The sequence below is a fragment of the Rhodocytophaga rosea genome (assembly GCF_010119975.1).
GTDB classification, from domain to species: domain Bacteria; phylum Bacteroidota; class Bacteroidia; order Cytophagales; family 172606-1; genus Rhodocytophaga; species Rhodocytophaga rosea.
The window spans coordinates 2,131,954-2,154,713 of the sequence record NZ_CP048222.1; the positions used below are offsets into that span (position 1 = coordinate 2,131,954).

Sequence of the window (22,760 nt, forward strand, 5' to 3'; positions counted from 1 at the left end):
ATTATGTACTCTCCTAAACAGATTTATTGGCTGGGCTGCCTTGTTTGTCTCTTTCTGGGACATATTTCCCTCGCTCAGTTCACTTTACTAACCTCTCAAGAAACGGGTGTCAGGTTTGTAAACAGGCTGGTAGAAACAGAAAAACAAAATGTACTGGAATATGAGTATTTTTATAATGGCGGTGGCGTAGCCGTAGGAGATATCAACAACGATGGCCTGGCAGATCTTTACTTTACCGGCAACATGGTACCCGACCGCCTGTACCTGAACCTGGGCAATCTGCAATTTAAAGATATAACCCAGGACGCTGGCATCAGCTTTGGAACTGGCTGGAAAACTGGCGTTGCCATGGTAGATATAAATAACGATGGCTGGCTCGATATCTATGTCTGCTACTCAGGAAATGGAGATCCCGATGAACGCCACAATAAATTATATATTAACAACAAAAAGCTGAAGTTTACTGATCAAGCCGCCCGTTATAAATTAGACCTACCCACCCACAGCACCCAGGCTTCCTTTTTCGATTATGACAAAGACGGCGACCTGGATTGTTACCTGATGAACCATAATATTAAGGATTTTAAACGTTTTGATGCCGCCGCAGTAAAAGCCATGCGTGACGAATTTGCCGGCGACAGGCTGCTGCGTAACGACGATGGCAAGTTTACGGACGTAAGTGCAAAGGCTGGTATAAAAGGCAATCCGATCGGTTTTGGGTTAGGTATTGCGATTGGTGATGTAAATCATGATACCTGGCCCGATATTTATATTTCCAACGACTATATTGAGCAAGACTATCTCTACATAAATAATGGCAACGGCACCTTCACGGATAAACTGGAGGAATCGATTGGCCATGTGAGCTATTTCTCTATGGGAAACGAAATGGCAGATATCAATAACGACGGCTTCCCTGATATTTTTACCCTGGATATGTTGCCGGAAGATCACCACCGGCAGAAATTGCTGTACGGGCCAGAAAACTATGAGGTGTACCAGAATATGCTCAAGAACAGATTCCATCACCAGATTATGCGCAATATGCTGCAACTCAATAATGGCGATGGCACTTTCAGCGAAATAGGGCAACTGGCAGGCATTTCTAATACCGACTGGAGCTGGGCACCTCTCATAGCCGACTTTGATAATGATGGCTGGAAAGATTTGTTTATCACCAATGGCTATCTGCGGGATTATACCAACATGGACTTTATGAAGTTTTATGCGGACAAGCAATTGAAAGCCGCTCAGGGCAGTCCCACCACAATAATGGATATTGTCAGAGAAATGCCTTCTACCCAGACAAAAAACTATATTTTCCGCAACAATGGCCGCCTGCAATTTGAAAACAAAGGGACACAATGGGGATTTGATCAGCAGTTTCTTTCCAATGGAGCCGTATATGCCGATCTGGATAATGACGGTGACCTGGAAATTATTACCAATAATGTAAATGCGGAAGCTGCCATTTATCGCAACGATCAGGCAACTGCCGGTAATAATTATCTGCAAGTACAATTAGGAAATAGTATGTCGGCCGGAGCATATGGAGCTAAGGTATGGGTCTATACCAGAGAAACTAAACAGTATCAGGAATATTACCCCTCCCGTGGTTTTCAGTCGAGCATGAATACGCCGCTGCATTTTGGTCTGGGGAAAGCCACATCTGTAGATACCCTTAAAATTGAATGGCCTAATGGCAAATTTGAATTACTGTGTAATATACCTGCCAGACAGAAACTGGTGGTTGATCCGCAAAAAGCAGATAAAACGACTAGTCCAGAAAAAACCAGTCTACCGCTATTTACTGCGCTAAACTCCGATACACTTCCTTTCCAGCACAAAGAAGACGATTTCAATGATTTTAAACGCCAGTCGCTGATGCCTACTATGCTTTCCTACCAGGGTCCGCATTTAGCCCAGGCAGATGTAAATAACGATGGCTTTGCCGATATCTATGCTGGGGGTGCTAAAGGACAGCCAGGTACGTTGCTGCTCGGACAAAAAAATGGTTCCTGGCAACTTTCTCCACAAGCCGATTTTCAGAAAGACCAGTTATATGAAGATACCGGAGCGCTGTTTTTTGATGCCGATAAAGATGGAGACATGGATCTGTATGTGGTGAGTGGCGGTTATGCTTTTTTAGAGAAAGATGTACTCTTGCAGGATAGACTATATCTCAACAATGGCAAAGGCAAATTTACCCGTGCCGATCAGAATCTTCCTATCGAACGAAGCAGCGATGCCTGCGCTGTAACCCTGGATATTGATAAAGATGGTGACCTGGATCTATTTGTCGGTGGCAGAGTAATTCCCGGGCGTTATCCGGAACCAGCCAGCAGCCGCATTTTGCTCAACAATGGCAAAGGTATATTTACTGATGGTACTGCTACACATGCGCCATTCTTTGAAAAAATAGGTTTAGTGTCCAGTGCCGTTGCGATGGATGCCAATAAAGACGGATGGGAGGATCTTGTGATTGCCGGAGAATGGATGCCTGTTACTGTTTTAGTGAACCAGCAAGGCAAACTCCAGAAAAATCACTCAGCCACTCAATCACTCAATCACACCTCCGGTTGGTGGAACCGCCTGGCTATAGCTGATCTGGACAATGATGGAGACATGGATATTGTAGCTGGAAATACCGGATGGAACTGCCAGATGAAACCTACAGAAAAGGAACCAGTAACGGTCGTATACAACGACTTTGATGAAAATGAGGCCATTGATCCCTTTGTCTGTTATTACATTGACGGAAAATCCTATCCACTGGTGAACCGGGACGAAGCATTAAATCAGGTGTTCGCTTTGCGCAGGAAATTTACTACGTATGCTTCCTATGCTGATGCCAGCCTGCCCGATATGTTTACCCCGGAACAACTGCAAGCAGCGACCACTTTACAAGCCACTACTTTTAGTTCTGTTGTACTGGAGAATAAAGGAGATGGCAGTTTCGCATCTCACGAACTTCCCGCTGAAGCCCAGTTTTCTCCTGTATATGCCATTGCTTTTTTAGATATTGATAAGGATGGTTTGAAAGACCTGGTTTTGGGTGGCAACCAGTCCTATACCAGAATTAAATTGGCCAGAATGGATGCGAATTATGGCATGGTATTCCGCAATGAAGGCAAGTGTCAGTTTAAGTATATTCCCCAATGGAAAAGCGGATTGCAGGTAAAAGGCGATGTGCGGGACATCAGTATTGTGCAAAAAGGCAATCAAACGCTCCTGTTATTTGGCCGCAATAATGATTCTGTCAAGGGATATATATTAAATCGTTAATTTTCCAGACTACACAATGAAGTATTTTTTTTCTCTTCTATTTTTAATATGCTTAACAGCTCAGGTAATTGGAAAAACTGCGTCTAACCTTCCCTCCTACCAGGCAAATGCCCAGGCCTATGTACAGACGCTGAAAAAGCTGACAGATGTAATGGTAGGTGATGTAACCGGCCCTTGTGCGGCCGCCAGGTATTATGCCTATGCGAATGTGGCAGCCTACCAGGTCATGTACCAGCATAGCCAGCCTGCTTCGTATATTTCGTTTGCCGGTTTATTAAAAGACTATCCCGACTTTTCTGTTATAAAGCCTACAGGAACGATTGATGCAAACTTTGCCAGTGTATATACACTGCTTAGGATGGGAGAAGAACTATTGCCTTCCGGCTATTCCTTGGCAGATGCCAGGAACCAACTAGTTACAGAAGCTACGGCAGCACTTGGCCAGCCGGTAATCGAAGCTTCGCAGGCCTATGCTGAAAACGTGGTGAAAGCAATGGTAAAATATGCAGCCAAAGATGGATATGTAAAAACAAGCGGCTACATGCGCTATACTCCTCTGAAAGAATCTGGTTCCTGGCAGCCAACGCCACCTGGGTATATGGAAGCCTATGAGCCACACTGGGGAAGTTTACGTACTTTTGTAACCGATAACGCTGCACAATTCCGCCCTCAGCCTGCAGTTTCTTACAGCCAGCAAAAGAACTCCAGATTCTATACACTCGCCAAAGAAGTAGTGGAAGTAACCCGCAAACTCACCACCGAACAAACCCACATCGCTAATTTCTGGGATTGTAATCCTTTTTTCCTGAATCAGAAAGGCCACATTAGCTTTGGCACCAAGAAAATCTCTCCGGGCGGACATTGGATGGGTATTACCGGCATTGCCTGTATACAAAAACAATTGTCTCTGGAAGAAACCATTCGCTGGCATGCGTTGGTTGGTATTACTATGTCGGAAGCGTTTATTTCATGCTGGAACGAAAAATTCAACAGCAACCGCATCCGCCCGGAAACTTATATTAATGCACAGATCGATCCTAATTGGCGGCCATTATTGCAAACCCCTCCCTTTCCTGAATACACAAGCGGCCATAGTGTAGTTTCTGCTGCCGTTTCTACCATGCTGACGGCTTTGGCCGGGGACAATTTTGCCTATACCGATGTAACGGAAATAGAGTTTGGTGTACCTGCCCGTTCATTTACATCTTTTAAACAAGCGGCTAAAGAAGCTGCCGTTTCCCGTTTATATGGCGGTATTCACTTCCGGGATGCCATTGACAATGGTTTTACCCAGGGCGAACAAATCGGGCAATATGTAGTGCAGAAATTAAAATTGAAGCAGTAGTCTTATAAAAATATCAAGTAGTGAGTACTAAGTATGAATTACGCAAAGTGCTTGCTGCTAAATGTGTATATAGCTCAAACACTATTATTTCCGCATACTCTCTAAAATAGTTGTAGTGAGTACCAAGCTAAGGTTTACAAACAAGCTAGGTGTAACCATGCTCCCAGCAGCAATAGATCTGTTAACCTCCTGGTTTTTATTTTTTCAACTTAGAAAATATATTACGCATAGTATCTGTATCTAATGCCTTCATATCTATAAGCTTTAATGATTTTACCATATTAAGCGTGGTAGTTTTATATTTCTGAAAATGCGGGGTTTTTAAATGAGACTTATACGCTTCTTTGTTCGCATATATTTCCAGAATTCTGATCTGGTTCGGGTTTTCCTGCTGATACATGGGGAATATGGAAATAACACCAGGTTCTAACCGCAAGGATGCTTCAGCTTCCTCCTGGAGAATTTTAGTATACTCTTCCAGGTAAGTCGAGTGAATCTCTATTTCTGCAATACGAATCATCATATCAGATTTCTGAGCAAATACACTGATACTTGGCAACAGCATTATTAAAAAAATCAGAATATACCTCATAATATTAGATTCTTCTGTTTTCGGATTTATAGTAGATGGTATAGAAATAGATCTTGTTTCAGCGCTGCCTCCAGACTACTCCCTGCGACATACCATAGTAATTCTAGAGAAAGCAAACTAGGTGCACATAATTTAGCATAATTAAAAACTATGCTTAGCAATTGAAGCAATGTGGGTATTCGTTACTATTTTTTATTTTACCTCAGGTAATTTTTCATTTGGGTCATAGATAGCATCTAACCGTTTGGCATTTTCTTCTACAGTTAAATCAAATCCGGCTTCTTTACGGAGTTGATTCACTTTTGATGGATTCTGAACTGGCCAGATAGCCCCTCTTCCATCCGTTCTTAAGCGACTGGTGGCTTGGGTGCCATAAATTTGTTTCTTCCCCTCATACATCAGTAATCGGTCTTCCATCATGGCAGCATGTGTCGTTCTGGCTTCCTTTTGCCTGGCAAGCTTTTTCAATGCAGGAAAATATTGCCTGATCAACTCCATATCTGCATGTTGAACCACATAGAAGATAGCATCAGCGGCCTTTTCCCCCACTTTATTTTGTGGAAGCCAGCCATATTTGTATAGAATAGATTTTATGGCAACCTGATTTGCTGAATCTATCTTTTGCATTTGAAAAATAATCTTCCCTAACTCGTCTCCCTGAGCCGAACTCATTTTTTCTCTTATCCCCTGATCTGTGTCATAAATGCCTTCTAATACTTGCCTCAACGAATCATAAGGGATTGAAATCTGAGGTCTATATTGCCAACTTCTTGCCTGAGTAATACCTTTTGTAAATACTAAGAGCAAAACCAGAGATAGAATTGAAAATGGTTGCATGTATTTTTTATAGAATATCACCTGGTATAGAAATAACTTTATAGCAAACTACTGTTTCGGCTCCAATACCTTCTTAATCAGTGCTTGCACTTCATGATTCTGGTCGGAGTGCTCCATTTTTTCCAAGCGTTGTTGCAGGCTTTGCAGGGTTTTAACAGATTCCGCATTGTTGAGAGCCGCTACCCGCTGAATGGTAAAGGGCAATACCTGCGGCACTTTTGCCTTCATAGCCAGTTCAACTGCCCGGTTTATATCTATAGGCACTGTGGGTTCGAAGGCATACCAGAGCATCAAAGGCAGGTTATGATCGTCTTTGTCTTCGGCACGCTCAAGAAGTGCTTCCAGGGTAGGCCATCTTTTTTCCGGTGCCGTCCGCTGGATGGCAGAACTCAGATATAAACGTACCAGGGCTGAGTTATCAGTTTTGGCTAATTCTGCAAAACGGGTAAGGGCTGCATCCGAAGCATTGTTGTCTTCAGATAAAAGTTGAATCGCCCAGCTGCGCATATATTCATTTTGGTGAGCTAATAATGGTAGCAGATCTTTCTCAGTCAATCCTTTCGTCACATGCAGTGTCCACAGTGCCCGGAGTTGTCTGGTCACATCCGGATTTTCGTTCAATATCTTCTTTAAGGCTTTGTGGACTTTCTTATTGCCACCCCGTTCCTGCAAAATAAGTCTGGAATTCCGTACGTACCATTCGTTGGGATACAATTGATAGTTGACCAGTTCCATATCAGAGGCTTTGGTCAGATCCACTTGCACCCATTTATCCGTTTCATGGCTGATCTTAAAAATGCGGCCCATGGTTTTCTGGTGCACATCCGGATTAGGACTATGACACTGGTTTTTATCGTACCAGTCGATGGCAAATACAGAACCACTGCCATCATAACGGAAGTTGAGCCACTGCGACCAGGTATCGTTAGTCAATAGGAAATCCTCCCCATGGCTAACCAGATAGCCGGAACCTTTGCGGTTGGGCAGATCTACATTCACCCGGCTTCCGTGGATATTGTTCATAAAAATATGATTGCGGTACTCCTTAGGCCAGTTTTCGCTGCCCAGATAGATCATGGCACCGGCATGGGCGTGGCCACCGCCTTTTGAGTTAGACCGGAAATTACCGGCATGTGGTCCTCTGTCGCCGATCCAGTGTACATGATCACCCGATTGTTTGATATCATCATAGGTATAGGGATTAAAATGCTTGCCTGCCTGACGATGGTACCTGGCTCCCTGAATCACATGGAACATATGCGGAATCACACACACGGTGATAAAGGGATGGCCATAGTCATTAAAGTCGATACCCCATGGATTGCTGGTTCCTTCGGCAAACAATTCAAACTTTTTAGTGGTGGGATGATAGCGCCATACACCGGCATTGAGTTTGGTACGCTCAGCATCCGGGGCTCCTGGTTTTCCTACATTGGAATGGGTAAATACCCCATGCGTTCCATACAACCAGCCATCTGGCCCCCAGCGGAAATTATTAAGCATTTCATGGGTGTCTTCATAGCCCCATCCATCCAGCAGGATCTGCGGCGGACCAGCCGGTTTATCGCCGGATTTATCAATCGGAATAAACAGCAGATGGGGTGCCGAACCCAACCACACCCCTCCCATGCCTACTTCGATGGCACTGATCAGGTTGAGTCCTTCTGTAAAAACAATCCGTTTGTCTAAGCTGCCATCCCCATTGGTATCTTCAAAGATCAGAATGCGGTCTTTGCCTTTCCCTTCTGCAGCGCGGATGGGATAGGTATGCGCCTCCACCACCCAAAGCCTTCCTTTGGCATCTATGGTAAAACTAATGGGACGGATCACATCCGGTTCAGCAGCTGCCAGCTTTACAGAAAAGCCTTTTTGTGTGGTCATGCTCTTAGCGGCTTCTGTTCCGGAAAGCCCGGAATGCACAATGGGATCAAGGGGAGGAAGAATAATAATATCTGTCTGCTTAAGCTCGTTCGGGAAATTGGGGCGGGTGGAATAAAACTGAAAATCATCGAAATTGATGTGCGCAAATTTATCATCTCCAATATAAGGAATCTGCGAAATACCGGTTTCATTATCAACCAGCCGGATAAAAATTTCCTTGTTTTGCAAGTCAGATAAATCCACTACTACCGGCTGCAAGGTAGCCCGTCCGGAACCGGTGATCTGGAAGAAAACTTCATTATTATCTGTTCTCACCAGTTCTACCCTGGTATCCTGCAGGGCCCCTCCGGAAACTTTGAAAGCGGCAAAGGGATGCGTAACTGTAAAAGGAACGGAAGAGAGTGTACCGGTTCTTTTGTAATTTTTTGTACCGCCGCTGGTAATAAAATACTTCCCCGACATATTGATCCGCTGATCGTTTTCATGTACCGGAGAAGGATCAGTTGATATTAAAGCCTCCGTAAAGGCATCTCCTGTGGCTGTCCAGTCATTAGTTGTCCCATTTTCAAAACCAAGATTTAAGGCTTTGTTATTCTTTTTGGGGATAAATCCAGCGATCACAACTTCTGTAATAATGGCTCCTTCTACTATTTCAAATTTGCCTACCATCCCGGCAGCCCTATGTCCTGGAATGGAGCAGAAATAGGTATCACTCTGATCGGCTTTGAATACAATGCTGGTGGTGTCTCCTTTCTGGGCAAGGGTTTTGCTTTTCAGTCCCATATTTTCCAGGGCAATATCGTGGGTCATGTTTTCACCATTCACAATCCGGATGCGTACCATATCGCCCTTGTTGGCCTGCAATACCGGATTTCGTTTACCATCCGGGCCGAAATATCCGAGCATAGTCGCTTGCAGAGTATATTCCCTGTTGGCAGCAACTTTTCCGTATCTGGCAACATCAGGACCAGGAGTTGAGCTATAGGCAGTTGAATACAGAAAAACAGTAAATAAAAAAAAGGTGAACAAACGGGGTAAGGTCATCATATCAGTGGTTTGTTGGAATTCAAATTAATGATCAATTCAGCATTGAAAACATTTAGTAAAAAGCAGACTTTCTCTTTTGTCCATTGTAGTGAATACGCTCAGAAAGTGCGGATAAATATAATAAAAAATGTATAAAGTTTGATTAAAAGAAGAGATTCCTTGCTTGCACTCTTATTTCTGATTTCCCACTGCATTATATTTACCAGCCATTGATGTTTGATCAAAAGCACTGTAAATTAGCTTATTGAAATTAGCTCATATCCCGGCTGGTAACTATGGCCATTTATACATTCAGGTTGAAGCAACTCACAGAGAAAAGTCCGTATCACCCGGATGTGCCACTGTTTCTGGTGCTGATCCCTTGCATAAGTGCATTTAATTATTATCTCACTTATTCAAAAATTGCCTTCAACTGGTATCTGTTGCTCACTTTTACGATTGATACCGTCCAAGGCTATCTGGCCTGGCTTGGGGCGAGGGCGGTTATTCTGTATTTAGACAAGAAATTTCCGTATGAAAATAATCCTGCTCAACGGATCTTAATTCAGATAGCCAGTACCTGTGTCATCAGTTTATCTATCATTAGTATACTTACTGAACTGGTCAGCTGGATTGTAAGAGGCAGGCCGGCGCTATTGAATTTTTATACCAACGATTTATTTATCATCAGCATCTGGTTCCTGGTGATTAATGGCATTTATATCGGGCTGTATTATTACCGGCAGCTACAGAAGTCGGAAGATCAACGTAAGGAAGAAAGCCGCATTATTGCGCAAGGGTTTTCGGTAAAAGTGGGCAAGCAAAACATATGGCTCAATTTTGATGACCTGACTGGCTTTTATGTGGACGAAAACTATGTAATGGCCAGCCACAAACAAGGACAGAAATATTGCCTGGAGCAATCACTCGATAAACTCGAAAAAACCTTACCAACTACATTCTTCTTCCGGCTCAACCGCCAGTTTATTATCCACCGCCAGATCATTTCTGGCTTCAAACGTTCCGACAATGGAAAGATATTGGTGCTGCTCAATGGGGGCGAAAGCTTTCCTGCCGAAGTACCGGTAAGCCGTACCAAAGCACCTGCCTTTAAAACCTGGTTCGAGCCAGCCTGAACACCTACAGTTCGCCTGCCAAATTGCTACATTTCGCCAATAAACCTACCTATTGGCGAAGCAGAAGGGTATTTCCATGTATAATATTGCCTAACAAAACTTCCGCATATGAAAAAGAAATTAATTGGATTAGTAATGGCCTGCTGCCTGACATTTTGCCTGCTGGCCCAAACAGACTCTGGAAAAAGTTACCATAATTTTCCAATCATTGTGACGTTACAGTTCCACTCCCTAACCCTCCCTTTCAAGGATATTAAAACTAACTTTGCCAACATTGGTATTGGACTTGGAACCGAGGTAAGCTTAAATGGCAAACCCAACTGGGTACAACAATTACAAGTGTTATGGTTCCGCAATAAGGCGGCAGGAAATGGTATATTTTTTTACACCCAAACGGCCTGGCGGCCTGCCATGGCATCGTATGTATACAGCGAACTCAAAGCAGGCGCTGGCTATATGCTGGCGTTCCATCCGGTAGAATCCTATAAGCCGGTGAATGGAAAATGGGAACCAGTAGGGCGTATTGGAAAAGGTATGCTGGCATTCCCGGTAGGCGTATCCGTAGGATATCACGATTCTTCTTCCCAAACAAATGTTTCGCCCTTTGCCAGTTATCAATTTTTACTGCTCACAGATTATAATAAAAGTATTACCCTGATTCCACAAACCCTGGTGCAGGTAGGCACCAGAATTCATCCCAATTATTAAACCTTGCCCTGCCTTGCAGAGATTGCAGTTCTTCCACCTGATAAATTATAAACTCATTTATCCATGAAACGCTTTTTTACATTGTCTTTCCATTTATGCTTAATCCTCGGCAGTTGTGCGCCTTACTTAAAAGATCTGCCGGTAAAAACTTGTGAGGAGTCTTCTGAAACCATCAATCCCAATTTTCCGGGAGCCAATGAAATGCAACAAGCATTACAGGAATTAGTCAGCAATGGGATTCCTGGCGTATCCTTGGCGGTTTATTCACCCGATGGCTGGTGGGCTTCCGCAGCAGGATTGGCAAAAATCGAAGATAATACGCTAATGCAGCCTTGCCATCTGCAATACACACAGAGTGTGTCGAAAACCTATATGGCAGTAGCTGTGCTGAAATTAGTAGAACAAGGCAAAATCAGTCTGGGTGATCCCATTACCAAACATCTACCGGCCAGATACAGCCGCTATATTACCAGTGCAGATAAAATAACCGTACAAATGCTACTCAACCATACGTCTGGCATTCCGGAATACAACTTCACACCTGCCTATGTAACGTATTTCCTGCAACATCCCACGCATTATTTCTCTGCCGAGGATTACCTGAAATATATCGAAGGCAAAGATTTAGATTTTACGCCTGGCAGTAAATATTCCTATCGAAACACCAATTATGTCATTCTGTCTCTCATGGCTGATGCGATTACTGGCGACCATGCGAAGTTTATCACTGAAACCATTATTACTCCATTAGGGCTTACCCAAACATTTTACAGAAATCAAAGCGGATATCCCAACTATCCGCATATTACCAATTCCTACTGGGACCGGTATAGCAACGGAATTGTAGAGAACATTTCACAGATGCAACTCACCAATGTGGCCTCTATGGTGGGCGACGATGGTATTGTGGTATCTCCGGGAGATGCAGTGAAATTTCTCAGAGGTTTAATGGAAGGAAAACTATTATCAGCAGCTACGATGGAAAAAATGCAAACCTGGGTACTCAACAGCAAAGGGGAACCGGCCTATGGACTAGGATTAGCTCATGCCAAAGTGAATGGATACACGGCTTATGGGCATTCCGGCGGCGGAATCGGAGCAGGTTGCCAGTTGTATTATTTTCCGGAGAAAAACTTGTATATGTATATCGCTATCAATCTGGGAACCGTTACAAACAGCCCTTTACATCAACATGTAGGAACAACACTCGATACAATTTTTACGGCTTTACTGAAGTAGATTGTTTGCCTACAATTAAGGCGTATTGTCAATTTATATCCCTTTCGTAGAACAGGAGAATTCTTTTTTCATAAGCAGCTTATTCTATTTCCTCAAAATGTTTACAGAAAATGCAATCAAAATAGCTGTCTGTACGTATGTGCAGGAAGTGTAAGCAGTTCCTGTAATGCCACCTGCACTGTGTAAAAGATTTGCACATATTGTTATCCACTGGAAGATGTTAAAGGATACAGGACAAATTTGAAAGTAATACCTAAACAGAAAGGATTTTTATGCTAGCTATGAATTACCGGGGGCCGCAGCGGGTCCGGATTGACCACAAACCCATCCCTGAAATACTACACCCTCAGGATGCGATTGTTAAGGTTACCCGTTCGTGTATCTGCGGGTCTGATTTGCATTTGTACAATGGGAATGTACCCGATACTCGTGTCGGCATGACCTTCGGGCATGAATTTATCGGCATTGTAGAAGAAATAGGTTCAGATGTACAGAAATTGAAAGTAGGCGATCATGTAATCGTACCTTTTAACATTTCCTGCGGAAAATGCGCTTTTTGTAAACAAGGTTTGTATGGAAATTGCCATGAGTCTAATCCGCAGGCTACAGCTGTAGGAGGTATTTTTGGTTATTCCCACACTGCAGGAGGCTACGATGGTGGCCAGGCAGAATATGTACGGGTACCCTACGCCGATGTGGGACCAACTGTGATTCCTCCAGGTATGGACCTGGACGATGCTGTATTGTTAACTGATGTAGTGCCAACTGGTTACCAGGCAGCAGAAATGGGCGGTATTCAACCTGGCGATACGGTAGTGGTTTTCGGAGCCGGACCAGTTGGAATTATGGCCGCCAGGTGTTCCTGGTTGTTTGGAGCCGGACGGGTTATTGTACTCGACCATATAGATTATCGCCTGGAATTTGTAAAAAACTATGCCAACTGTGAGGCTTATAACTTCAAAGAAGACATGAATGACCCAGTGGTGTTTATAAAGAAAACCACCGACTGGATGGGAGCCGATGTGTGTATTGATGCTGTAGGTGCCGAAGCAGCCGGAAACGCCATGCAGACCATTACCGGCCGGAAAATGCTATTACAGGCTGGTTCTGCTACTGCTGTGCACTGGGCGATTAATTCTGTAAAAAAAGGCGGTATTGTATCCATCGTAGGTGTGTATGGACCAACGGATAACCTGGTTCCAATAGGAAATGTCGTAAACAAAGGACTTACCATACGGGCAAATCAAGCATCAGTTAAACGCTTGTTGCCCAGACTGATTTCCCATGTTCAGAATGGTATTCTTAATCCCAAAGCCTTAATTACCCACCGGGTGCCTTTGGAAGAAGTATCTGATGCTTACCGAATATTTTCAGACAAGCTGGATAATTGTATCAAACCAGTTCTTATTCCACCATCAGCCAGATCTTAAACTTTACAGACATGCAAAACGCAGCACATCAATATTCTCATATTAAAGGCTGGGGCGTAGACATAGATCCTAAAAACGATCCTACCTATCCCATCAAACACCGCACCGACGAAGAACAGAAAGGTTATAGCTGGGACAGACCCACTCAGCAACCTGCAAGTGTAGAAGTACTTCATTCCAATGAACGTCCGAACATAAGCGCTGTATTTGGCACTTCCACACCCCTTCCGGCCTGAGTGGAATGATCCGCCGCTTTGCTTTCCGCTACAGCGAATCCAGTTATGGACACTGGCTGCCGCTGTTGCTAGCCGACCGGGTGAATGTAGTAGAAGGGATTGTAGATGACCTCAGCCGGGGCCATGTTCCCAATATATTTGCCGAAAAAGGCTGGAAAGCCGAATGGCAGCACAACCGGAAAGGGTTAGTCACCAAAGTAGTAGTTAGTGTACTGGTTACTACGGCAGTGGTAGTTTTGCTTTCCCGAAAAAACAAAGATTCCCGCGAGGATTAAATACTCTTAAGCAGGATTTCTCTTAAAGAAATAGCCTATAGACACTTGTTCTGTAGGCTATTTCTGTTTAATTGCTGTCTGAATTAATTCCCGATAGCAAGAACTAGCCTATTGTATGAAGAACCTCCTCCACTTATGCCTTATTTTCCTGATATACAGTGTAACCTGCTTTGGCCAGGAAAACAAAGTAAGCAATCCTTTTTTTGTATTCAACAATGGAATCAGTGATACAGCTGCCTACAAAACGCCCACAGCACAAGTACAACTGGCGGCACAAATGGGTTTTGAGGGTGTAGAGAAAAACGGTCTGGCTGATTTTGATGCCTTTTACCAGGCTGTCAAAGAAAATAATCTGAAGCTCTATATGATGTATGTAGAAGTAAATCTGGATAATGAGCAACAACCTTACGATCGTCGCCTGGAAGAGGTATTCCGGAAAGTACAGGGAACAGAAGCAATGCCCTGGCTCTATATTACCAGTAAGAAATACAAACCTTCCTCTGCTGAACAGGATGTAGTTGCTGTACCCATTTTGCAGGAAATTGCTGATCTGGCAAAACAATATAACCTTAAAGTAGCCTTATATCCGCATACCTGGTTCTGGCTGGAAACGGTAGCAGATGCCATCCGGGTGGCCGGAAAAGTAAATCGTCCTAATTTTGGAATATCTTTTAATTTGCCGCATTTTCTGGCTACACAGTATTATGCCGGAGAAAGTCCGATACATAATTTCCAGTCTTGGGCAGAAAAAGCCAGACCTTATTTATTTGCGGTAAGTGTGAACGGAGCCGATTATCCGCCTGCCGCTGCCGACCGCAGCAAGCTCTGGGATAGCCTCATTCAACCGCTGGGAGATGGAAATTATGATACTTATCAATACCTGAAAACTTTCTGGGATATGGAATTTACCGGCCCGGTTGGCCTGCAATGTTATAACATTAAAGAAGAGAAAACCACCCATCTCAAAAAATCAGTGCGTACCTGGCAAGCATATAAGAAAAGGTATGCATCCGGAAAGTAAGCTCGCAAAGCAGGAGAAGGAAAAATCAAAACTGCCTTAACAACTGATTTTACTGATAAACATTCATTTTCTTACTTTCTGTAATTCCGTCCATACACAGCTTCGCTTCTGGCTTTAAACTAATTCCCTATCTTAGCTTTTTCCATGGCACAGGGTTTGCCTATCCGAGATAATAAATGCTCATCTTATGAAAAATGCTTACCAGGTAATTCTGTATTTTTCCCTTTGGACGGCCAGTTCACTCTCTCTACTGGCCCAGAATAACCAACCGATTTCAGCGCAACTCAAACACGTTACTGTTTTTCGTGACAAAGCCCAGATTACCAGTTCTGCTACAGCTAGTCTGCCAGAAGGAGTTACGCAATTGCAGATTGAAGGATTGCCGGCCCAGATTGATAAGCAAAGTATTAATGTAACAGCCAAAGGCAATATTATTATTCTGGGCGTAAAACACCAGGTGAACTATACCCGGCCACAGAAGAAATCAGTCAGGCTTATTCAACTGGAAGATTCCCTCACCTTGTATACGTCCCGGCTGGAAAGATATACCTATACCAAAGATGTGTTAACTAAAGAACAACAGATGCTGATGAGCAATCAGGCCATTGGCGGCACACAAACTGGTGTATCAGTTGAAAAGCTCAAACAAATGGCTGATTTTTTCAGAACCAGGCTCACCGAGATCAACGAAAAACTAATAGAAAATGAGCGTAATCTCCGGGAGGCACAAACACAGGTTGCCCGGATGCAAAATCAGTTAAATGAGCTTACCAACAAACGGAACCAGCCCAGCAGCGAAATTATTGTTTCGGTATCCGCTAAAAACAACAATACCCCGGCCGAACTTGAACTGGACTATATCGTTCCGAATGCCGGATGGGTGCCGGTTTATGATATAAGGGCGAGTGAGGGAAAAAACCAGGTACAATTAAGTTACAAAGCCAATGTATTTCAACGTACCGGCGTAGACTGGAACAACACCCGTATCACATTATCTACCGCCAACCCTTCACAAGGCGGCACACAGCCCACACTCAATCCCATGTTTGCAAGCCTTTATCAACCGGAGATAATGTATGGTGCATCAAATGCAAGAAAAAAGTATAAAGCAGGTGCAGCGCCATCTATTGCGGACGATCTGCAGGGAAGAGTACCTGGAGTGGCAGTAGAAGAATCGGAGACTGTAGCAGATTATACACAGGTGCAAGAAACAGGCTTATCCGTTGAATTTGATATTGCCTTGCCCTATACCATTATTTCCGGGGGTAGTCCGCAACTGGTAGATATACAGGCCCATGAATTACCAGCAAGTTATTCGTACCTGGCTGTTCCCAAACTGGATGGAGATGCCTTCCTGACTGCCCTGGTGAGCGGGTGGGAAAAGTATAACCTGATCTCCGGCAATGCCAATATTTATTTCGGCGGAACCTTTGTAGGAGAATCCTTCCTGGATGCCCGTCAGACTGGCGATACTTTGCGCCTTTCCCTGGGCCGTGATAAAAAGCTACTGATCAAGCGTGAAAAGATAAATGAGTTCAGCAGCAAGAAAACTATAGGTTCGTCCGGGAAACACTTACTTACCGCATTACTGTGCGCAATACCAAAAAAGAATCTATCCGTTTAACCTTGCAAGACCAGATTCCTGTTTCCACGGACAGCCAGATTGAAGTAGAATTACAGGAGGCCAAAAATGCCGCTTTTACTAAGGAAACCGGAATGCTCAGCTGGGAATTAACGCTGGCACCTGCCCAAAGCCAGACCATCGACATCAGGTACATGGTTAAATATCCCAAAGACAAACAGATTACCGGTATCCAGTAGACTGGTTCAATTTGTAAGCCTAATTTAAGTTTGGTATTGCGTATTTGCTTGTATATACAAGCAAATACGCAATAGTATACTCACAACCAGCAACGAACAACTAACAACGATTGAGTATAAGTTGAAGCAGGTTACTGATCAGATTATTTTTTCGTACAGCGCTTTTTCTATGGCTTCTGATTTAGAATGAACTTCCAGCTTGTAGTAAATATTTTTAATGTGTGTCCGTACGGTTTCTTTGTCGATGAATAAGTGATCTGCAATGGAATGATACGTTTTCCCTTTGGCCAGCAAGGCCAGTACCTGAACCTCACGGGAAGTTAAACCGGAAGACGTATTTTTATGGAAAGAAGCGACTACACTTCTGGCAATTGCCGGACTCAAAGGTGCACCTCCTTCATATACTTCCTGGATAGCTTCCAGTAATTTCACCGGGGGAATACCTTTGGTCAAATATCCATCTGCCCCGGCTTTTAGCACTTCAAACACTACATCCGTGTTTTCGGTATGCGTAAATACAATAATTTTCGACCTGGGCGATAGGTTTTTAATCTTGCTTATATTTTTGATGCACGCTGTTTCAACATCTTCCACATTCAAACAGTCGGTTCCGATCAATATCACATGGGGCATTTCATGAGAAACCTTAAGCATTAATTCTGTGCAGGTAGCGTACGTACTGATCACATGGTAGCCAAAGGTACTGTTAATCATGGCAGCAAATCCTTCCCTGGCGGTTTGCTCGCATTCAACCAGGGTTACTTTAATATATTCTCTTTTTAACATAGCTTTTGTGAACAATAAATCGGGTAAATATGAAAGGCTATCCGGTAATTCTATACTGATATTATCTGGACTGCCATGATATTTATGTGGAGGCTGAAAATAAAGGTATGGGCGGTACAGGCTGGAAAATTTCCATATAAAACAGTGCCTAGCCGCATTTTTAGTAGTTTCAAACAATGCTGGCGATCGCTTCTGCAAAAGCCATCACATTTGCTGTCGTATCTCCCAGAAACAAAGCAGGCTCTACCAGTTCAAGTTCCATCAGAAGAAAAACTCCATTGACTTCAATGCCATCGACACGTGCATACAAAAGCGGCTGGCCGATCGTATCAATGATGTGTTGCGCCTGTTTTCGTATGAACTCTGGAGGAGTACAAGCGGAAGTGGTACCGCCATATTCCTGTTGTACCCTGAAATCATTCGTTCTGGTACGCTTCAGTACGGCATGGCTGAACCCTTTATTGAAAAATATAAGTGACCATTCGCCTTTGGTTTGCACTTCTTCAATGAATGCCTGAACCATTACGCCACCAGTGTTGAGCATCACATCCAGCCTGGACTGATCCTGTAAAGCTGTTTCGCTGGAAGTGAGCCAGGTTTGATAAGCCGAAGCTGATACTGTTGGTTTTACTACCGCTTGTTGCCAGTTTTTTTCAGCTAACAGATTTTGCAGGTGTACTACCTCTCCTCTTTTCAGCCAATGCGTAGCTGGAATAGGAATGCCAGCTGATGAAAGCACTTGCAGATAGGTTTTGTCCATATTCCAGGCAATTATCTGTGAAGAATTAAACAAACGCCTGTTTTGTTTTTCCATCTGCTTAATCCATGATTTAAAGGCACTTTCGTACAGGTGATAATTCCAGCAGGACCGTAACACAATCCCTTCAAACTGTGCCCAGTCTATGTGAGGTGTATCCCAGCAAACTGCCTCTACCTGTATATTCCGCTGCGACAATAGACTGGCAACCCTGGCATCATCGGCTGTTAGTTTTGGGGAATTTGAATACGTAACAAAAGCTATTTCTCGCATATAGTACCAGTATTAAGTAGTAAGTTTAAAGTATGAAGCCAGGTATGAGCAAATACGCCTTCTATAAATTGGTAAGACTTGTTATTTACTCACATCCACACATAATACCATTTGCAGATTGCAGTCCACCTTCTACCGGATAGCCATCCCGTTTCCACCAGTCTATACCGCCCAGCAATTCTTTGGTGCGGAAGCCAAGCGAAGCCAGCTTAAAAGCACCTTTGGTAGACGCATTGCAGCCGATGCCATCACAGTACACCACCATTACTTTATCTTTTGGAAGCGAAGCAGTGGTAAGATCATTCATCTGGCGATGGGGCAAATTAATAGCACCGGGAATATGCTCCAGAGCATAACTTTCAGCCGAACGGGCATCAATCACAACAAAATCTGTTATGCCATCCTGCATGTCGGCATATACATCGTAGGCATCGGTTTCAAACGATAATTTGGTGTAGAAATGAGAGAGGGTCGCTGCTGTTTCCCCTGGTAAATAGCGCAATACCCTGGAAACCGGTTTCTGGCTGTCAACCTGAGTTGGTTTATTTTGAGTTTGTGTTTCCATAAAGTTTAATAATTGATTACCCAAAATTATTCATAGATTGGATGGTATAAAAGATCCATTTTGTACTATTTTTACCATACCAATTTGTTATTGAAAATTTGAGAATAGAGTTAGAAAACAGATAGCAATAAGCCTAAACAGACGAACAAAGTACTTGGTTGCTCTTCATTCCTTATTCGGCATCCAAAATTCAGCCAATCAAATCCCAACCTTTTATCTTCCAGTATCCATCTTCTAACTTCCAGAAAACAATGGCAAAAATTGCATCTGATCTATCCCTGGCAGGCTTAAAAGTTGACAAGCAGGCAGATTCCTCACTGCACGTACAACTGTATGAAAACATTAGGGAAGCCATACTAACCGGCCGATTGAGTCCCGGACAAAAATTACCAGCCAGCCGTGCCTTGGCCGATGAATTAGCTATTTCACGGAATACTGTTACCCTGGCTTTTGAACAACTTACTATTGAAGGGTATTTAACTGCCAAAACCGGAGCGGGTACATTTGTGGCAACGCCCATTCCCGAAAAACTCCTGTATAGCAAAAAAGCCTCCATACAAAAACAGGCAATAGAAAACACTGGTATTCAGCCTATTCATCCAAGGTATGGCCTGAGCCAGCATCTGCTGGACCGGAATAAATTTTATGAGCGCATTATTCCCTTTCAAACGGCCATTCCGGCATTCGATGCCTTTCCTTTCCAGATCTGGTCTAAAATAGCAGCAAAAGTATACCGGAACCTGTCTTCTCTTCCTTTAGGATATGGGGATGCCGCCGGGTATAGGCCTTTGCGGGAAGCCATTGCAGGCTACCTGAGAGCTGCCAGAGCAGTAAATTGTCAGGCTGATAATATTCTAATTGTAAATGGTTCGCAACAGGGTTTACAACTGGTGGCTAAACTATTATTACAGCCTGGCTCAAAAGTCTGGATGGAAGACCCAGGTTATCATGGAGCCAGAGCGGCTTTGCAGGAGGCTGGTTCAGTAATTTGTCCTATACCAGTAGGAAAAGAGGGCTTGCAACTGGATTATGCCATAGCGCATCATCCGCAGGCAAAACTAGTTTATCTAACCCCTTCGCATCAATATCCTTTAGGTGGCACCATGCCCCTGCCCCAGCGCCTGCGATTGCTGGAATATGCCCGTAAAGAACATATGTGGATTCTGGAAGACGATTATGATAGCGAGCTCCGCTTTGTCGGCAGGCCGCTGGCTTCTCTCCAGGGACTTGATCAGGCCAGACGGGTGATTTATGTAGGCACATTCAGTAAAGTATTATTTCCGGCACTTCGCCTGGCCTATTTAGTAATACCTTCCGCTCAATTAATGGATGCCTTTACCTCTGCCAAAGCCATGGCCGACCGGCAAAATCCGGTAACTGAACAAGCTATTCTGGCTGAATTTATTGCAGAAGGGCATTTTGCCAGACACCTGAGAAGAATGCGGGTGTTATACCAGCAACGGCAAGAGGTTGTATTAAGAGCTGCACAAACCAGACTGGCAGGTTTACTGGAAGTAGAACCTGCCGCAGCCGGCATGCATGTAGTAGGCTGGCTTCCAGAAGGGATAGATGAAAAGGCGGTAGTAGCCAGAACGGTCGAATATGGCCTAATCACTCATCTCATTTCTGATTATGCCATTTACCACAAAACTAAACCAGGATTGTTACTGGGCTATACTTCCTTTGACAATGATACGCTGACAGAAGGTATTTCTACCCTGGAAAAAGCACTACGTTCGCTTCAGTATTGAGTCTTTACCAGAAAGCCGGTTATTTTGTATGAGGGAAACCTATATTTGTTAAAAAATGAGTATTCAATGGGATGCTATTTTCAATTTTTTTCATTCAGGTATACTTTAAAAGTGGAACCTATGCCTACTTCACTCTCCACTTCTATTTTGCCCCCCATTGCTTCTATCTGGCTTTTTGTGATATATAGGCCAAATCCCCGGGCATCTTCATTGTGATGGAATTTTTTATACATGCCAAATAACTGGCTGCCATGCCTTTTTAAATCCAGGCCTAGTCCGTTATCGCTTACCGACAGTATGGTGTACTTACCCTTTGACTCTGCCTGAATGTGTATATATGTCGGTCTGTGAGTAGCCCGGTATTTAATGGCATTGCTGATCAGGTTAAGTAAAATGCTATCTAAATAGGCAGGTATTACATAAACCTCTACATCTTCACTTACCAAAACCTGTACATCAATCGTATATTTCATAATAGCGCCATTCAATATCTGCAGGGTTTTTTCTATCTCATTTTTCAAATACCTGCGTTCTCTGGGTTTGGATACATTTTCCTGTACGGCAATGATCTCATTTAAATTACGGATGGTTTGCTCTAATTGATCTGCGCTTGATTTCAGCATTTTTGTATACACCATCTTTTCATTTTCATCTTCTGATTCATTCAGCAAAGAAAGTAAGCCACTGAAATTAGCCGCATGCGACCGTATATTGTGCGAAATGATGTAGGCAAAGCTCTGAAGTCTTACGTTCTGCTCGCTGCTCACTTCCAGCAGATGCCGTGTTTTCTCCAGGTTTTCCAGCTGTTCGGTAATATCAAAACCTACGCAAAGTATTTCACCTACCTTTCCTTCCTGATCCAAGATGCCTTTCAGCTCCCACTTTCCACCCAGTATCTGCCCATCTTGCCTTCTTTTTCTGAAGATAACCTGATGAGGTATTTCTGGCTGCTCGAGGCATTTCTCACCAGCAGCAATACAGGCAGGCAAGTCTTCCGGCAGTATATTTTCCAAAGCATTTCTACCTACCAGATCACCCGTAAATCCAAATTCGCGTAGATAGTAATCGTTTACATAGGAATACCTTCCGGAATTATCAATTTTTATAATATACACCGACTGACTGTCCAGAATAAATTTGTAGTGCCTGGCGAGTTGCAGCGCTTTCTGTTCTGACTCTTTCAGGGCATCGGCGGCTTTCTTTTTTTCGGTAATGTCCATAAGTTGTACCACAAAATGCCTGGGAGAGCCATCCTTATGTTTAATGAGGGAAATGCTCAGATATGCCCAAACCATATTCCCTTTTTTAGTCAGATAGCGTTTCTCCTCCTGAAAAGATTTAATTTTATCAGCTATCAAATGCTCAAAACAAGCCATACTTGACTCCAGATCTTCCGGATAGATAATATCACGTATCGTGAATTGCAGCAAATCTTTATCAGAGTAGCCAAGTAGTTGGCACAAACTTTTGTTTACCCTGAAAATCTCTCCATCGATATTGATCAGCATCATTCCAATAGGCGCATATTCAAAAGCGGAACTAAATTCTGCTTCGGCCAGGCGTGTTTCGTCGAGTGCCTGCTGAAGTTTATGCTGGGTTTCGAGCAGCTTATTTTCCTCCCGGTTATTAATCGTTAACATAGAATCAGCCGTTTTTAAGGATGCTGTGCGGGGTAATTTTTCCTGGCCCTCTTTTTCTTTCTTTTCCATATAAAGCTGATCTTATATGTCTCATTGATTAATTTCTGAATATGTATTTCTCCGGAATTCTGGCAGTTTCCAGTGATATTTCTTCCA

Annotated in this window: 17 protein-coding genes and 1 pseudogene; 11 read left to right on the forward strand and 7 right to left on the reverse strand. The window is 43.5% G+C overall.

Features of this window, described 5'->3' with window-relative positions; translation table 11 throughout:
• Positions 1-3: 3 nt before the first annotated feature.
• Together GXP67_RS08940 and GXP67_RS08945 are read left to right on the forward strand one after the other, a co-directional pair.
• Complete coding sequence (locus tag GXP67_RS08940; protein ID WP_162442826.1) at positions 4-3,285, forward strand: VCBS repeat-containing protein; 3,282 nt, start codon at positions 4-6, stop codon at positions 3,283-3,285.
• A gap of 16 nt (positions 3,286-3,301) precedes the next feature.
• Entirely contained in the window at positions 3,302-4,630 is a 1,329-nt protein-coding gene (locus GXP67_RS08945) for a vanadium-dependent haloperoxidase (RefSeq protein WP_162442827.1), read from the forward strand.
• A gap of 196 nt (positions 4,631-4,826) precedes the next feature.
• Here the strand turns inward: GXP67_RS08945 and GXP67_RS08950 are convergent, their stop codons facing one another.
• The 3 genes from GXP67_RS08950 to GXP67_RS08960 form a co-directional block, all read right to left on the reverse strand.
• Positions 4,827-5,222 (reverse strand): putative quinol monooxygenase, encoded by a 396-nt coding sequence (locus GXP67_RS08950; RefSeq protein ID WP_232065054.1) that lies wholly within the window; start codon positions 5,220-5,222, stop codon positions 4,827-4,829.
• A 192-nt stretch (positions 5,223-5,414) separates the two neighbouring features.
• Positions 5,415-6,059, reverse strand: coding sequence for a DUF6624 domain-containing protein (locus tag GXP67_RS08955; RefSeq protein ID WP_162442828.1), 645 nt, complete (start codon positions 6,057-6,059; stop codon positions 5,415-5,417).
• 48 nt (positions 6,060-6,107) lie between these two features.
• A complete protein-coding gene (locus tag GXP67_RS08960; RefSeq protein ID WP_394351970.1) occupies positions 6,108-8,984 on the reverse strand; it encodes a PVC-type heme-binding CxxCH protein in 2,877 nt (958 codons plus the stop codon).
• A gap of 278 nt (positions 8,985-9,262) precedes the next feature.
• Between GXP67_RS08960 and GXP67_RS08965 the strand changes: the two genes are divergently transcribed.
• The 8 genes and pseudogenes from GXP67_RS08965 to GXP67_RS37780 all read left to right on the forward strand — a co-directional run bounded on the left by GXP67_RS08965 (position 9,263) and on the right by GXP67_RS37780 (position 16,832).
• Complete coding sequence (locus GXP67_RS08965) at positions 9,263-10,102, forward strand: LytR/AlgR family response regulator transcription factor (protein WP_162442830.1); 840 nt, start codon at positions 9,263-9,265, stop codon at positions 10,100-10,102.
• A 108-nt stretch (positions 10,103-10,210) separates the two neighbouring features.
• Positions 10,211-10,810 carry a hypothetical protein gene (locus GXP67_RS08970; protein ID WP_162442831.1) on the forward strand — a complete coding sequence of 200 codons (600 nt, stop codon included), beginning with the start codon at positions 10,211-10,213 and terminating at the stop codon, positions 10,808-10,810.
• A gap of 63 nt (positions 10,811-10,873) precedes the next feature.
• Positions 10,874-12,049, forward strand: a complete 1,176-nt coding sequence (locus GXP67_RS08975; RefSeq protein ID WP_232065057.1) for a serine hydrolase domain-containing protein — start codon at positions 10,874-10,876, stop codon at positions 12,047-12,049.
• Between the two features lie 272 nt (positions 12,050-12,321).
• On the forward strand, positions 12,322-13,479 hold the full coding sequence (locus tag GXP67_RS08980) for a zinc-dependent alcohol dehydrogenase (RefSeq protein ID WP_162442832.1): 1,158 nt from the start codon (positions 12,322-12,324) through the stop codon (positions 13,477-13,479).
• A gap of 11 nt (positions 13,480-13,490) precedes the next feature.
• Positions 13,491-13,990, forward strand: a pseudogene (locus GXP67_RS08985) (hypothetical protein).
• Between the two features lie 115 nt (positions 13,991-14,105).
• The gene (locus GXP67_RS08990; RefSeq protein ID WP_162442833.1) at positions 14,106-15,011 is read left to right on the forward strand and encodes a sugar phosphate isomerase/epimerase family protein; all 906 of its coding nucleotides are present in this window, start codon (positions 14,106-14,108) and stop codon (positions 15,009-15,011) included.
• 187 nt (positions 15,012-15,198) lie between these two features.
• A complete protein-coding gene (locus GXP67_RS08995) occupies positions 15,199-16,635 on the forward strand; it encodes a mucoidy inhibitor MuiA family protein (protein ID WP_162442834.1) in 1,437 nt (478 codons plus the stop codon).
• Entirely contained in the window at positions 16,602-16,832 is a 231-nt protein-coding gene (locus GXP67_RS37780) for a DUF4139 domain-containing protein (RefSeq protein WP_162442835.1), read from the forward strand. The genes GXP67_RS08995 and GXP67_RS37780 overlap by 34 nt, the downstream gene beginning before the upstream one ends.
• A gap of 138 nt (positions 16,833-16,970) precedes the next feature.
• Here the strand turns inward: GXP67_RS37780 and GXP67_RS09005 are convergent, their stop codons facing one another.
• From GXP67_RS09005 to GXP67_RS09015, 3 genes are all read right to left on the reverse strand, one after another.
• A complete protein-coding gene (locus GXP67_RS09005; protein ID WP_162442836.1) occupies positions 16,971-17,618 on the reverse strand; it encodes a LuxR C-terminal-related transcriptional regulator in 648 nt (215 codons plus the stop codon).
• Positions 17,619-17,787: 169 nt separating this feature from the next.
• The gene (locus GXP67_RS09010; protein WP_162442837.1) at positions 17,788-18,648 is read right to left on the reverse strand and encodes an ATP-grasp domain-containing protein; all 861 of its coding nucleotides are present in this window, start codon (positions 18,646-18,648) and stop codon (positions 17,788-17,790) included.
• 85 nt (positions 18,649-18,733) lie between these two features.
• The gene (locus GXP67_RS09015) at positions 18,734-19,213 is read right to left on the reverse strand and encodes a rhodanese-like domain-containing protein (protein WP_162442838.1); all 480 of its coding nucleotides are present in this window, start codon (positions 19,211-19,213) and stop codon (positions 18,734-18,736) included.
• A gap of 251 nt (positions 19,214-19,464) precedes the next feature.
• On the opposite strand from GXP67_RS09015, the gene pdxR reads away from it, so the two are divergent.
• Positions 19,465-20,964 carry a MocR-like pyridoxine biosynthesis transcription factor PdxR gene (pdxR, locus tag GXP67_RS09020; RefSeq protein ID WP_162442839.1) on the forward strand — a complete coding sequence of 500 codons (1,500 nt, stop codon included), beginning with the start codon at positions 19,465-19,467 and terminating at the stop codon, positions 20,962-20,964.
• A gap of 80 nt (positions 20,965-21,044) precedes the next feature.
• Here pdxR and GXP67_RS09025 read toward each other — a convergent pair whose 3' ends face one another.
• A complete protein-coding gene (locus tag GXP67_RS09025) occupies positions 21,045-22,673 on the reverse strand; it encodes a PAS domain S-box protein (protein ID WP_162442840.1) in 1,629 nt (542 codons plus the stop codon).
• Between the last annotated feature and the right edge of the window lie 87 nt (positions 22,674-22,760).

Coding starts and splice junctions, on each gene's coding strand:
- GXP67_RS08960 (WP_394351970.1), bottom strand. CDS start 8,984: ATGACCTTACCCCGTTTGTTCACCTTTTTTTTATTTACTGTTTTTCTG.
- GXP67_RS08940 (WP_162442826.1), top strand. CDS start 4: ATGTACTCTCCTAAACAGATTTATTGGCTGGGCTGCCTTGTTTGTCTC.
- GXP67_RS08965 (WP_162442830.1), top strand. CDS start 9,263: ATGGCCATTTATACATTCAGGTTGAAGCAACTCACAGAGAAAAGTCCG.
- GXP67_RS09025 (WP_162442840.1), bottom strand. CDS start 22,673: ATGGAAAAGAAAGAAAAAGAGGGCCAGGAAAAATTACCCCGCACAGCA.
- GXP67_RS08990 (WP_162442833.1), top strand. CDS start 14,106: ATGAAGAACCTCCTCCACTTATGCCTTATTTTCCTGATATACAGTGTA.
- GXP67_RS08950 (WP_232065054.1), bottom strand. CDS start 5,222: ATGAGGTATATTCTGATTTTTTTAATAATGCTGTTGCCAAGTATCAGT.
- GXP67_RS08980 (WP_162442832.1), top strand. CDS start 12,322: ATGCTAGCTATGAATTACCGGGGGCCGCAGCGGGTCCGGATTGACCAC.
- GXP67_RS08970 (WP_162442831.1), top strand. CDS start 10,211: ATGAAAAAGAAATTAATTGGATTAGTAATGGCCTGCTGCCTGACATTT.
- pdxR (WP_162442839.1), top strand. CDS start 19,465: ATGGCAAAAATTGCATCTGATCTATCCCTGGCAGGCTTAAAAGTTGAC.
- GXP67_RS09015 (WP_162442838.1), bottom strand. CDS start 19,213: ATGGAAACACAAACTCAAAATAAACCAACTCAGGTTGACAGCCAGAAA.
- GXP67_RS09010 (WP_162442837.1), bottom strand. CDS start 18,648: ATGCGAGAAATAGCTTTTGTTACGTATTCAAATTCCCCAAAACTAACA.
- GXP67_RS08955 (WP_162442828.1), bottom strand. CDS start 6,059: ATGCAACCATTTTCAATTCTATCTCTGGTTTTGCTCTTAGTATTTACA.
- GXP67_RS09005 (WP_162442836.1), bottom strand. CDS start 17,618: ATGTTAAAAAGAGAATATATTAAAGTAACCCTGGTTGAATGCGAGCAA.
- GXP67_RS08975 (WP_232065057.1), top strand. CDS start 10,874: ATGAAACGCTTTTTTACATTGTCTTTCCATTTATGCTTAATCCTCGGC.
- GXP67_RS08945 (WP_162442827.1), top strand. CDS start 3,302: ATGAAGTATTTTTTTTCTCTTCTATTTTTAATATGCTTAACAGCTCAG.
- GXP67_RS08995 (WP_162442834.1), top strand. CDS start 15,199: ATGAAAAATGCTTACCAGGTAATTCTGTATTTTTCCCTTTGGACGGCC.